We start from the raw sequence: 12,921 nt of genomic DNA on the forward strand, positions 1-12,921 counted from the left end.
GAAAAGGGATGCGGCAGCAGCACCGCCGCATCCCCCCGGTCTGGTGGCCGACCTTACAGCGAGGTGCCCGCGCACATCGCAGAAGGCTCGATCTTCGAGGTGCCGCTGTCCAGCAGGATCTGCTGCTGGGCACAGGCGATGTAATCCATCACCGCCTGCGGATCGGTGGCCTGATCGGTGACGAAGGCCGAATAGCCTTCCTGCTGGATCGCCAGCATTTCCGAGTATTTCGGATCATGCCAGAAGTCCTGCGACCGGCCATCTTCCAGCATGTACTTGAAGGTGCGGTTCCACGGGTTGATGTCGTCGAAGTCGGGCCGCGACAGCGTGGCCTTGTCGCAGGGGTTGCCGCCGCGCTTGGCAAATTCAAGCGCTGTTTCCGGCAGATACCACCAGTTCATGAAGTCGATGGCGACGCGCATGTGGGCATCGTCGTTGAAGGCGTTGACCACCCAGGGCTGACCGCCCATCGACATGATGCGCTTGGCATCGGCACCGGTGCCATGCTTCGGCGGCGGCACCACCAGAACCTTGCCTTTCAGCTCCTCGGGGATCATCGCCGGGCCGACGGCGGCCCATTGAATCTCCGAGAACACCTTGCCCTGCACGAACACATCGACGCCTTCACCGATGCCGATGTTGGTGGCGCCCGGCGGGCAGTATTTCAGCCAACGCTTGTATTCGGCCAGCGAGGCGGCGTTTTCGGGGGTATTCAGGATACCCTCGACCTGACCGGTGGTGGCATCCCAGGTGCGGCCGCCACGGCTCCACAGGAAGTTGTTGAAGGCGCAGGTGGCAAAGTCATAGACGCGGGAATACTGCTGGGCAAAGCCCCAGACCTGCTTGTCGGGCCGGGTGAAGAAATCGGCCAGCAGTTCGAATTCGTCCATCGTCAGTTCGGCGAAATCCTCCCAGGTCTGCGGCATCGGCTTGCCGTGCTTGGCCTCGAAGGCTGCACGTTCCGCCGGATCTTCCAGCCAGTCCTTGCGCACGAACAGCGCCTCGACGTCGCCTTCCTGCGGCAGACCCCAGATCTGGTCAGAGCCGTCGGGATAGGTCATGTAGGTATCGACCACCGCCTTGGAATACCATTCCAGTTGCAGGTTCGGGTTGGCCTTGATGATCTCGTTCAGGTTCAGAATCCAGCCCGGCTGCGCCAGCGCGCCCAGCCACTGGCTGTCGGAAATGATGATGTTGAACTCCTGGCTTTTGGTGGCCAGCGAGGTGGCGGCCTTCTGGAACAGGTCGGCGAACGGCGCTTCCTGGAACTGGAAGGTCACGTCATAATCGTATTTCGCCTTGACGTATTCGGCAAACAGCGGCGACATCGCCACGCCCAGCGACGAGGGCCCCCAGCCGGCGATGCCCAGAATGTTCATCTCGATCTTCTGGCCCGCCAGCGGATGCGGCTCTGCCGCCAGCGCACGGCCCACCAACCCGCTGCCCGCCACACCGGCAAGCCCCAGAGCGGCGCCACCCTTCAGCACAGATCGACGCTTCAGGCCTGATGCGGCCTCGAAATTCTCTGCTTTGGTCATGATTTTCTCCTCCCGATTGTTTTTCTGTCGCTTCCGGCAGGCAGCACCGCCGCCTGCGTCAATCCAGCCACCAACAACCCGCCTCCCCCGCGGGCCAACCGACTCGGGCGCCATTGAAAACAGGCGCACAATCGGTGCTCTAGACATTAATCAAATGCTTTGAACAATTGTCAAGAAGTGTCTAAGCTTGGTGAAAACCGGATCGGAGGCCCGTTTTCTGCACCCGCATTGCTGCTTCGCCCTGTGGTTGCGCGCCGCGGCCTTGCCCGGCCGGCAAACGTCGCAGAAAGCAATTGTGCCGATGCCGGTTTTGACATTTGATCTGGTGCGCGCCGCGTCCAAAGCAAGGAAATCTGTGCCATGACCCTGACCAAGAAGATCATCAATTCGGGCGACGACGTTGTTGACGAAATGGTCGAAGGCCTGCTGCTGGCCCATTCCGGCATCGTCACCTCGGTGCCCGGCTCGCCGCGCTCGATCATCGCCCGCCATGGGCCGCGGCCGGGCAAGGTGGGCATGGTGATCGGTGGCGGTTCGGGGCACGAGCCGACCTTCGTGGGCTTTGTCGGCAAGGGTCTGGCGGATGCCGCGGCCATCGGCAACGTCTTCGCCTCGCCGCCGCCCGACCCGATCCTGGCCTGTGCCGTGGCGGTGAACCAGGGCGCCGGGGTGCTGTTCTGCTACGGCAACTACGCCGGAGACGTGATGAACTTCGACATGGCCGCCGAAATGGCGGAAATGGACGGCATCGAGGTGCGCACCGTGGTCACCACCGACGATGTCGCCTCGGCCCCGCGGGATCAGCGCCACAAGCGTCGTGGCGTGGCGGGCAACTTTTTCGTGTTCAAGGCGGCGGGGGCGGCGTGTGACCTGATGCTGCCGCTGGACGAGGTGGTGCGGGTGGCCAACCTGGCCAACGACCGCACCTATACCGTCGGCGTCGGGCTGTCGGCCTGTTCGCTGCCGCAGACCCGCCGCGCCAATTTCCATCTGGGCGACGAGGAAATGGAGGTTGGGCTTGGCATCCATGGCGAGCCGGGCATCATCCGCCAGCCGCTGCAGACCGCCGATGCCATCGTCGATGACATGCTCGACCGGATCTTTGCCGAGATGAACCCGCAGCGCGGCGACCGGGTGGCGGTGCTGGTGAACTCGCTTGGGTCCACCACGCTGATGGAGCTTTACGTGATGAACCGCCGGGTGCGGCAGCGGCTGGATGCGCTGGGGGTCGAGGTGCATGCCACCTGGGTCGGCCCCTACTGCACCTCGCTGGAGATGGCGGGGGCTTCGGTCACGCTGATGCATCTGGACGATGAGCTGACCCGGCTGATCGACCTGCCCTGCGACTGTGCGATGTTCCGGGCCGGATAAGGAAACGCCGATGACCTACGAAACCCCCGCCTTCATCGCCATGTTCACCGCCATCGCCCGCAGCATGGAGGAAAACCGCGACCACCTGTGCGCGCTGGATGGCGTGATCGGTGATGCCGACCATGGCATCGCCATGCAGCAGGGCTTTGCCGCCGTCGACAAGGCGCTGGCGGCACTGGATGCCGGGCAAGCCAGCCCGACCGATGTGTTCAACACCGCCGCCAAGTCGTTCCTGAACGCTGTCGGTGCCTCGTCCGGGCCATTGTATGCCACCGCAATGATGCGCGCGGGTGCCTCGCTGAAGGGCAAGGCTACGGCTTCGGCGCAGGATGTGGCACTGCTGATCCCGGCGATGACCAAAGGCATTTCCGACCGCGGCAAGGCGCAGCCCGGCGACAAGACCATGCTGGACGCCTGGCAGACCGCCGCTGACCGGGTGCTGGCGCTGGTCGAGCAGGGTTCACCCCTGGCGCAGGTGCTGACCGAAGCCGTCGCCGCCGCCGAAGCCGGCGCGCAATCGACGATTCCGATGGAGGCGAAACTGGGCCGTTCCGCCCGGCTTGGCCAACGCTCGGTCGGCCATATCGACGCCGGTGCCGCCTCGGCGGCCCTGGTGATCAAGGCGATTTCCGAAAGCTTTGGCTAAACGGCCAGCAACGCCTCGGCCACACCAAGCCCCGCCACCAGATGCGTCACATATCCGCCGCGGATGGCGGCCTGTGTCGCGGCCAGCTTGTCCACACCGGGGGTGATCAGGATGCCCATATCCAGCCCGACCAGCCGGTCAATCGGCACGCCGATCATCCGCTCGCTCATCGGCCCGGCAATGGCGCGGCCCTCGGCGTCGATGAACCGGCCGCACAGCACGCCGATGGCCCCCTGCGCCTGATGCCAGGCCAGATCGTCCAGCGAGGCCAGACCGGACACCACGATATGACTTTCCGCATCGCAGGTGCCGACCGAGAACAGGAATTTGTTCACCGTCTCCAACTGCTCCAGTTGTGCGGCGATGATCGGCTCTGCCCGCAATTCGCGCGCCAGCGTCACCGAGCTGATCACCGCCGGCGCATGCAGGTTCAGACAGCGCGCGCCCAACCGCTGCGCCAACCGGGTGGAGCAGGCCTCGGCGGTAAAGCCATAGGGCGTGGCCATCGAGCCGACTAGTTGCAGCACGGTCAGATCGTCGATCTGCTGCTCTTCCACCAGTTCGGCCATTTCGTAAACCGTGCGGCCCCAGGCCAGCCCCAGCCGGTCACCCGGTTGCAGCAGCGTCGGCAGCCAGTCCGCCGCGCCGTGCACCACCCGCATGAACCGCGCCTCGGCATCGCAACCCTCGTCGGGCACCACATAGGCGCCTTGCAGCCCGAACTTCTGGCACAGCGCCAAGGACACCCGGTGCGTGGTGAAGGCGGGCGCGTTCAAGGTGATGCGGATATAGCCACGTTCGCGCGCTTCCTGCAGGTAATTCACCACCGTGGCGCGAGAAATCCCCAGCCTGTCAGCGATATCCTTCTGGTTCATCCCGTCCTGATAATACATCCAGGCAACGGTGATCACCACGTTCTCGCCGCTGATCTGCCCGGTCGTGCGCCGTTTGGGATTGGCCATCCGCCCCACTCATTTTATCTAAGACAATTCTAGCTGACTTTTGTATACCCGGCTCGAAAGGTCAACGACCGCATGTAGGCGCGGTGGTGAACCACCATCTATAGGGGAAATGGAATGTTTGCAAACCTCTGGCAAGATGCGGTGGCGCGCGCGATGCAGGATGCCGCCGGGCCGGACGATGCCGCCCATGCCAATGCCCGCGATCTGGCGTTGCGGGTCTATACCTCGCGGCTGATCGGGCAGAATCCGGATCTGGTGCTGCATGGCGGTGGCAACACCTCGGTCAAGCTGGTGGAGCGCGATCTTTACGGCGATGCGGTCGAGGTGGTGCATATCAAGGGCTCGGGCCGCGATCTGGCGGTGATCGACGCCGCAGGCCTGCCCGCGATGCGGATGGCACCGTTGCTGCGGTTGCGACAGCTTTCCGCGCTGACGGATGCCGAGATGGTGAATGTGCAGCGCACCAACCTGATCGACAGCAGCGGGCCGAACCCCTCGGTGGAAAGCCTGCTGCACGTCTGGTTGCCGCACAAATACATCGACCATACCCACGCCACGCCGTTTCTGGTGCTGGCCAACCTGCCCGAAGCCGAGGCCGCCTGCCGCGAAATCTTTGGGCAGCGGCTGGCACTGGTGCGCTATGTGATGCCGGGGTTCGGACTGGCGCAGGCCACCGAAGCTGCGGCGCTGGCGCATCCCGAGGCCGAGGCGCTGCTGCTGCGCAACCACGGCCATGTGACCTGGGGGCAGACGGCGAAAGCCTCTTACGACCGGCTGATCGCGCAGTGCAACGAAGTGTCCGCCTGGCTGGCCGACCGTCGCCCGGCACCGCTGCTGCCGGTGGCGGCGTTGCCCGAGGCGCAGGTGAACAGCCTGCTGCCCGCGCTGCGCGGAGCCATCGCCGCGCAACTGGGCGACGACGCGCCGATGCCGGTGTTCGATCTGCGCAGCGATGCGGCGGTGCAGGACTTCCTCGCCCGCCCCGATCTGGCGGAATTGTCGGCGCGCGGAGTGGCGACCCCGGATCATGTGATCCGCACCAAGGGCAAGCCGCTGCTGCTGGATGATGCGGTGCTGGCGGGTGGGTCTGCGGCGATTGCGGCGGCGGTGAAGGACTTCGCCCGCCGCTACACCGCCTACTTCGCCCGGCAGGCCCCGCGTTTTGGTGGCGAGAAAACCATGCTGCCGCCAACGCCGGGGCTGGCACTGGTGCCGGGGCTGGGGCTGATCGGCATCGGCGCCGATGCCACCGCCGCCCGCATGGCCGCCGACCTTGGCTGCCAGACCCTGTCGGTGATGCGCGATGCCGAAGCCGTGGGCCGCTTTGCCCCGATCGGCGAGGCGGACCTGTTCGATATGGAATACTGGTCGTTGGAGCAGGCCAAGCTGGGCAAGGGCAAGCCGCCGCTGTTCCAGGGCCGGGTTGTGCTGGTGACGGGCGGCGCGGGGGCCATTGGGCTGGCCACCGCGCAGGCCTTCGCCGACCTTGGTGCCACGATCTTTCTGGTTGATCTGTCGCAGCAAGCCCTTGACGAGGCTTTGCAAACCCTTGGCAGGGATCATGGCGGCGTAGCGCTGGACATCACCAGACCGGGCGCCGCCGAGGCTGCCATCGCCGCCTGCCTGCGCCGCTTTGGCGGGCTGGATATTCTGGTCTCCAACGCTGGCGCCGCGATTTCCGGCGACGTGGCCACCCTGCCCGACGCCACGCTGCGGCAATCTTTCGAGTTGAATTTCTTCGCCCACATGGCCTTTGCCCAGGCCGCCATCGCGGTGTTCCGGGCGCAGGGGCGCGGTGGGCAGATCCTGATCAACGTCTCGAAACAGGCGGTCAATCCGGGCAAAGGTTTCGCCGCCTATGGCCTGCCGAAAGCCACCACCTTCTTCCTGCTGCGGCAACTGGCGCTCGAACTGGGCGGCGAGGGCATCCGGGTCAACGGCATCAACGCCGACCGCATCCGTTCGGGCCTGCTGACCGACGCGATGATCGAAACCCGCGCCGCGGCAAGGGGCATCGACCGCCAGACCTACCTTGCCGGCAACCTGCTGAAGCGCGAGGTCGAGGCCCGGCATGTCGCCGAGGCCTTCACCTTTCTGGCGATGGCCGAGCGCACCACCGGCCATGTGATGACGGTGGATGGCGGCAATATCGAGGCCGCCTTGCGTTAACCCAGACCCAGCATCGACCGGATCGCCCCCATGTCCGCAGCCCCGCCCGCGAAGTCGTCAAAGGCGCGGGCGGCGGGCTGGATCAGATGGGCGGCGATGAACGGCGCGCCTTCCGCCGCCCCCTGTTCGGGCGATTTCAGGCAACATTCCCATTCCAGCACCGCCCAGCCGCGATAGCCATACTGGGTCATCTTGGAAAAGATCGCGCCGAAATCCACCTGGCCATCGCCCAGACTGCGGAACCGCCCGGCGCGGTTGACCCAAGGCTGATAGCCCGAATAGACCCCCTGCCGGGCATCCGGGTTGAACTCGGCATCCTTGACGTGGAAGGCGGAAATCCGGTCGTGGTAAAGGTCGATGAAGCCGACATAATCCATCGCCTGCAACACGAAATGCGACGGGTCATAGTTGATGCGGGCGCGGTTGTGGCCCTTCAGCGCGTCCAGAAACATCTCCCATGTGGCGCCATCGAACACGTCCTCGCCGGGGTGAATTTCGAAGCCCAGATCGACGCCCTGATCCTCGTAGGCGTTCAGGATCGGGGTCCAGCGGCGGGCCAGTTCGGCGAACGCCTCCTCGATCAGCCCGGCGGGACGCTGTGGCCAGGGGTAAAGATAGGGGAAGGCCAGCGAGCCGGTGAAGCCCACGGTGCCATCCAGCCCCAGGTTGCGCGCGGCCTTGGCGGCCTTGGTCACCTGGTCGGTGGCCCAAAGCTGCCGCGCCGCCGGGTTGCCATGCACCGAGGCGGGCGCAAAGGCGTCGAAGGCGCGGTCATAGGCCGGGTTCACCGCGATCAACTGGCCCTGCAGGTGGGTGGACAGTTCGGTGATCTCCACCCCCGCCTCGGCGCAGATGCCCTTCACCTCGTCGGCATAGGTCTGGCTGGAGGCGCAACGGTCCAGATCGAACAACCGCCCGTCCCAGGACGGGATTTGCACGCCCTTGTAACCGAGGCCGGCCGCCCATCTGGTGATGGCAGGCAAGCTGTTGAACGGTGCGGCGTCACCGGCGAATTGCGCAAGGAAAATGGCGGGGCCTTTGATCGCGGTCATGCTGGATGCTCCGGTTGGGTGAACGGGAAAGGGGTCAGCGGGGCTTGTGGTATTTCGCATCGACCGCATCCAGCGCCGCCACGTTAGAGGCGCTTTTCCCGGCCGGATCGAAGCTTTGTGCAAGAAACGCCTCGGCAATCGCCTTGGCTAGTTCGGTGCCGATCACCCGCGCGCCCATGGTGATGATCTGGGCGTTGTTCGACAGGGCGGCGCGTTCGGCGGAATAGGTGTCGTGGCACAGCGCGGCCCGGATGCCGGGCACCTTGTTGGCGGCGATGCTGACGCCGATGCCGGTGCCGCAGATCAGAATGGCGCGGTCATAAAGCCCGCTGGCCACACCCGAGGCCACCCGGTCGGCCAGTGTGGCATAGAACGGGTCGGGGCCGCTGGCGGTTTCGGTCACCTCGGCCACGTCGAAACGACCCTTCAGGTGTTCAGCCAGCAGATGTGCCAGCCCGAACCCGACACTGTCGCCCGCGATTGCCAGTTTCATCTTGGTTCCCTCTTGTCAGATTGCGGTGCCAACCCGCGCCAGAATGTCCAGATAGCCCGCCACGTCCCAGGCGGCGCGGCCGATGAACAGCCCATCCACATGCGGGCAGGCCGCCAGTTCGGCGCAGTTTTCAGCGTTGACCGAGCCGCCGTAAAGGCAAGGCACTGGCCTGCCCAGCACATCCTGCGCCACGGCAATGATTTCCGCCTGCCGGGCATCGGCATAATCGGCACTGGCGGGTGTGCCCTGCGCGCCGATGGCCCAGACCGGCTCGTAGGCCAGCAGCACCTGTGCCGGACCATCCACCCCGGCCAGCGCCGCCCGCACCTGGGTTTCCAGCACCAAAGCGGCCTGCCCCGCCGCGCGCTGCGCCCGGGTTTCTCCGACGCAGATCAGCGGCACCAGCCCATGCCGCACCGCCGCCGCAACCTTAAGCCCGACGGTTTCATCAGTCTCGCCAAAATGCGCCCGGCGCTCCGAATGGCCCAGTTCAACCAGATCCATGCCGCAATCCACCAGCATCGGTGCCGAGATTTCGCCGGTCCAGGCACCGGCATCCTGCCAATGCATGTTCTGCGCGCCGACCAGAACGCTGCTGTTCGCCAGCAGCGCCTTGACCTCGCGGATCGCGGTGAAGGGCGGGATCACAAAACGTTGCAGCCGCGGGTCGGCAGTCGCCGGCAGAGCCTTGGCAAAAGCGCGGGCTTCGGCCAGCGTCTTGTGCATCTTCCAGCTGGTGCCCACCCAGAATGTCCCAGCGCTGGTCATCGCCCCATCCTATGCCGCGGTTTCCGGCCGGGCGCCGACGCCATAGCCGGAAAACGCCCGCGCGGTTTCCTCGATCTGCGCGTCGGACAACATATGGCCGCCGCCGATCGCCAGCGCGTGATAATACTGATGCGCCAGCGCCTCCAGTTCATCGACCAGCCACAGCGTGCGGGTCAGATCATGCCCGCCCGCCACCATGCCGTGATTGGCCATCAGGCAGCCGTTGCGGCTCTGCATCGCGGCAACAACGTGTTTGGCGAGGTCTTCCGAGCCGTAGCGGGCATAGTCGGCCAGCGGGATATCCGCCCCGCCAAAGGCCGCGATCATGTAGTGGATGGCGGGGATGGGTTTGCGGGCAATCGCCAGAATCGTGCAGAACGGCGCATGGGTGTGGACCACGGCGTTGATGTCGGGCCGGGTGGCCAGGATACCCCGGTGAAACCGCCATTCCGACGAGGGCGGCTTTGGCCCCTGCCAATCGCCCGACGCATCGTCGATCCGCATCCGCACGATCATCTCGGGGGTGATGGCGTCGAACGCCACAGCGGTCGGGGTGATCAGCAGGTATTCGCCGCAGCGCAGCGACACGTTGCCCGAGGCGCCACGGTTCAGCCCCTTGGCCTCCAGCGCCCGGTAGGCGGCGATGATCTCGGCTCGGGCGTCGGTTTCGGTCATCGGTCGGTCCTGCATTGCCGGGCACGGCGTTTTAAACAAAGGAAACCAATTTTTGACATGTGTCAATAATCGCCCGTGTCAGGCGGTATCCAGCACCCGGCGCATCGCGGCGATGGTGTCGGCAATCCGGTCAGGGTGGCGCAGCAGGCTGCCCCCCAGCAGATAGGCCACGTCCTGCCCATACATCGCCCGCATCGCGGCGGCGCGGTCGGGCGACATGCCGCCACCGGGGCTGGGGAACATAGGCAGGCCGGGGCCATCCGGCGTGCGGCAGGCCTTGGCGATGGCCAGACATTCGGCCTCGGTAAAGCCGAAGCGGCCACCGACATTGGGAAACACCGAAATATCGGCCCCCGCCAGCCGTTGCAGCGTGCCGAACAGCACGCCATGGCTGATGCCGGAGTCTTCGGCCTGCACAAAGCTGCCCAGAAACGCCGGGTGGGTCATCACCGGCAGGTTCAGGCTGGCGTCGGCGGCGATGCGCTGCACCAGCCCGAAACCCAGCAGGCCGGGGATCACCAGCAGCCCGCCAACCCCAGCATCGGCGGCAAAGCGCAGGTTGCCTTCGATCTGGTCGAACTTCCCCGCGACATTGGCGAAATACCGCGTGCTGCCGCCGGTTTCGGCATTGGCGCGGGCGACAGCGGCGCTGATCTTTTCCACCCGCTCGCGGAAGGGTGCGCTGGTTTGGTCGGCAAGGCCATGGTCGTCCTTGACGATATCCGCCCCGGCGCTGGCGAAGGCATAGGCGAGCGTGGCCAGCGCATCGGCCCCCAGCCCCTGCGGCTTCAGCACCGGCACGATCAGCCCGCCTTCCGGGCGACCACAAGCCGCGCGCACCCCGGCAATGCCGAAACGCGGGCCGGGGAAACGCGCGGCAAGCGTGGCGCCGGGGGCAAAGCCGATCACCTTGATGCCGCGTTGAATCGAGGAATTGCCGAAGATCACGTTCAAAAGCTGCGCCACCTCGAACCCGGCGCTTTCGGGGCTATAGCTCAGGGTGGCGCGATAGCGGCCCTCGGCCTCGGCGCCGATTTCAACGATCTGGCCGACGATCTGATCGGCGATGAAACCTGCGGGAACCACATCGGCAGGCACCTCGACCGTCTGCTCCAGCGCGATGCCTTCCGCCCGAAGGCGCGCCTCGGCCAGGTTGGCGGCAGCGATGCGATAGGTGACCGAAAACCGCATCTACAGCGCCTCGGCCTTCAGGACCGAATGAACGGCCTCCAGCCGCACCGCCCCAAGCGCCGCCTCGTCGATGCCGGTCTGCAAGCCGGTCAGCCGTTCCACCGCCCGCACCAGCGCCATCGCATCCATGCCGTAATAGCCCATCAGGTAAGCGCGTGAGCCGCCATGGGCGTAGGTATCCTGCAACCCCAGCCGGATCAGCCGTCGGGCCAGACCGGCTTCGGCCAAAGCCTCGGCCACCATGGAGCCGATGCCGCCGGCGACCAGATGGTTTTCCAGCGTCACCACACCATAGCGGCAGGCGGCGGCATGGGCGACGATGGCGGCGGCATCAAAGGGCTTCAGCGTGCTCAGATGCAGATGCCGCACCGACACCCCGGCGCGGTCAAACGCCGCACGGGCGCGGATCGCCTCTTCGGTGGTGATGCCCGCCGTCACCACCAGCACGTCGCTGCCCGCCGCCAGCACCCGCATCTCGCCCAGCCGCAGCGGCGTATCAAAGAGGCGCGGCACCGCCCCGCGCAACACCCGGCAATAGACCGGGCCATCGACCGCATCAGCGGCGGCGCAGATGCTTTCCACCTCGGTCGCATCGCCGGTTTCCAGCACGGTCATGTTCGGGATGGCGCGCATCACCGAGATATCCTCGATCGCCTGATGCGTCATGCCGCCGGGGGTGGTGATGCCGGGCAAGAACCCCATCAGCCGCACCTTGCGGCGGGGATAGGCAATGCTGGCCATCAACTGATCATAGGGGCGGCGATAGAGGAAGACGCCGAAGCTGTGCAGAAAGGGCCGATACCCCGCCAGCCCAAGGCCACCGGCAAAGGACAGCATGTTCTGTTCAGCCATGCCCATCGACAGGAACCGATCCGGGTGGCGGTCGCGAAAGCCGTCGATCTCGCAGCTGGAGGTGAGGTCGGCGGACAGGCACAACACATCCGGGTTGGCCAAAGCATGCGCCTCGAAGGCTGTGGCATAGGGGCGGTTGACCAGTTCCACCATCTCAGTGATCCCCCAGCGTGATCGGTGCGATGCCCAGTTCGGCGGCGATCCCGGCATTGGTGGCATCGCGCTCGGCATCGGATTTGAACCGCACATAATGCAGCCGCGGCAGCCGGGGCCGCAGGGTCTCCATGCCTTGCGTGGGAGAGGAATGTGCAAGGATGATCAATGGCTTGCCCGGATGCGGCTCGGCTTTCGCCTGCCGCAAGGCGCCCAGGTCATGCGCGTCGATCTCGGCCACCACCGCGCCGAAATCGCGCAGCTTGGTGGCAATGTCGCCCACCGTCATCACAGACTCCATTGCGCCATCGCATTGCTGGCGGTTCACGTCCATCAATGCCCAAAGATTGTCGATGCCGTGATGCGCCGCGGCCTGAACCGCCTCCCAGGTCTGGCCCTCCTGCACCTCGCCATCCGACATGAAGACGCAAACCTGCCCGCTGTCGCCGCGCCGCTTGCGCCCCCAGGCCAGCCCCGCCGCAGTGGAAAAGCCGATGCCGAGCGTGCCATTGTGCACCTCCATCCCCGGCGAGTGTTCGGCACCGATCATCTCGACCGAACTGCCATCCTGATTGAACATCTCCAGCCCCTCGGGCGCCATCCGCCCCACTTCGATCAGACAGGCATAGGCCACCAGCGCGTAATGCGCAGGCGCGATGAACAACCGGTCGTAGTGCGGTGCGAACGGCCCGTTGTAGCCCGCGCCGGTGACGTAATCGGGGTTCCCGGCCGAGGGCACGCCGCCAAAGGGCTGCGGGATCATCGGCAGCGTCGGCGGGCCAAGCGTCAGCGCCTCGTTATACAGAAACGCCAGTTGTTCGGCGGCGGAACAGGCCTGCGACAGATACCCGCCGTTGTTGCGGATCACATGCTCGAACACCCGCCGCCGGATGCCAAGCGCCACATCCTCGGTGCTGCGGGCATTGGGCAAGGGGTGGGGCATGACAGCGTCCTTCTCGGCAGGCCATGAACTGAGCTAGGGGCCAACCTTTCATGAGTCAATATAATTTGACATATGAAGAAGAAAGCGAAAATCATGCCGCAGCGTCGG

Annotated in this window: 12 protein-coding genes; 3 read left to right on the forward strand and 9 right to left on the reverse strand. The window is 65.5% G+C overall.

From position 1 onward, the window contains the following. Positions 1–53 precede the first annotated feature (53 nt). Positions 54–1,538, reverse strand: coding sequence for an ABC transporter substrate-binding protein (locus RSW2DRAFT_RS08940; protein ID WP_008030162.1), 1,485 nt, complete (start codon positions 1,536–1,538; stop codon positions 54–56). Between the two features lie 360 nt (positions 1,539–1,898). Between RSW2DRAFT_RS08940 and RSW2DRAFT_RS08945 the strand changes: the two genes are divergently transcribed. Continuing rightward, positions 1,899–2,909, forward strand: a complete 1,011-nt coding sequence (locus tag RSW2DRAFT_RS08945) for a dihydroxyacetone kinase subunit DhaK (protein WP_008030163.1) — start codon at positions 1,899–1,901, stop codon at positions 2,907–2,909. A 10-nt stretch (positions 2,910–2,919) separates the two neighbouring features. Next, positions 2,920–3,555, forward strand: coding sequence for a dihydroxyacetone kinase subunit DhaL (gene dhaL, locus RSW2DRAFT_RS08950; RefSeq protein WP_008030164.1), 636 nt, complete (start codon positions 2,920–2,922; stop codon positions 3,553–3,555). Here the strand turns inward: dhaL and RSW2DRAFT_RS08955 are convergent. Next, positions 3,552–4,517, reverse strand: coding sequence for a sugar-binding transcriptional regulator (locus RSW2DRAFT_RS08955; RefSeq protein ID WP_008030166.1), 966 nt, complete (start codon positions 4,515–4,517; stop codon positions 3,552–3,554). The genes dhaL and RSW2DRAFT_RS08955 overlap by 4 nt on opposite strands. 114 nt (positions 4,518–4,631) lie before the next feature. Here RSW2DRAFT_RS08955 and RSW2DRAFT_RS08960 point away from each other — a divergent pair, with 114 nt between their 5' ends. Then, complete coding sequence (locus tag RSW2DRAFT_RS08960) at positions 4,632–6,686, forward strand: bifunctional aldolase/short-chain dehydrogenase (protein ID WP_008030167.1); 2,055 nt, start codon at positions 4,632–4,634, stop codon at positions 6,684–6,686. Here the strand turns inward: RSW2DRAFT_RS08960 and RSW2DRAFT_RS08965 are convergent. The 7 genes from RSW2DRAFT_RS08965 to RSW2DRAFT_RS08995 all read right to left on the reverse strand — a co-directional run bounded on the left by RSW2DRAFT_RS08965 (position 6,683) and on the right by RSW2DRAFT_RS08995 (position 12,813). After that, a complete protein-coding gene (locus RSW2DRAFT_RS08965) occupies positions 6,683–7,738 on the reverse strand; it encodes a sugar phosphate isomerase/epimerase family protein (RefSeq protein WP_008030169.1) in 1,056 nt (351 codons plus the stop codon). The two genes, RSW2DRAFT_RS08960 and RSW2DRAFT_RS08965, sit on opposite strands and share 4 nt — an antisense overlap. A 34-nt stretch (positions 7,739–7,772) precedes the next feature. Beyond that, positions 7,773–8,231, reverse strand: a complete 459-nt coding sequence (locus tag RSW2DRAFT_RS08970; protein ID WP_008030170.1) for an RpiB/LacA/LacB family sugar-phosphate isomerase — start codon at positions 8,229–8,231, stop codon at positions 7,773–7,775. Between the two features lie 15 nt (positions 8,232–8,246). After that, positions 8,247–8,999 carry a triose-phosphate isomerase gene (locus tag RSW2DRAFT_RS08975; protein WP_008030172.1) on the reverse strand — a complete coding sequence of 251 codons (753 nt, stop codon included), beginning with the start codon at positions 8,997–8,999 and terminating at the stop codon, positions 8,247–8,249. A gap of 9 nt (positions 9,000–9,008) precedes the next feature. After that, positions 9,009–9,674: a class II aldolase/adducin family protein gene (locus RSW2DRAFT_RS08980; RefSeq protein WP_008030175.1), complete on the reverse strand. Its 666-nt coding sequence runs from the start codon at positions 9,672–9,674 to the stop codon at positions 9,009–9,011. 78 nt (positions 9,675–9,752) lie between these two features. Next, the gene (locus RSW2DRAFT_RS08985; protein ID WP_008030177.1) at positions 9,753–10,865 is read right to left on the reverse strand and encodes a RuBisCO large subunit C-terminal-like domain-containing protein; all 1,113 of its coding nucleotides are present in this window, start codon (positions 10,863–10,865) and stop codon (positions 9,753–9,755) included. Further along, positions 10,866–11,870, reverse strand: a complete 1,005-nt coding sequence (locus tag RSW2DRAFT_RS08990) for a transketolase family protein (RefSeq protein WP_008030179.1) — start codon at positions 11,868–11,870, stop codon at positions 10,866–10,868. A 1-nt stretch (position 11,871) separates the two neighbouring features. Beyond that, positions 11,872–12,813, reverse strand: a complete 942-nt coding sequence (locus tag RSW2DRAFT_RS08995) for a transketolase (protein WP_008030181.1) — start codon at positions 12,811–12,813, stop codon at positions 11,872–11,874. Between the last annotated feature and the right edge of the window lie 108 nt (positions 12,814–12,921).

Origin of the sequence: Rhodobacter ferrooxidans (assembly GCF_000176015.1) — a bacterium.
Classification (GTDB): Bacteria; Pseudomonadota; Alphaproteobacteria; order Rhodobacterales; family Rhodobacteraceae; genus Pseudorhodobacter_B; species Pseudorhodobacter_B ferrooxidans.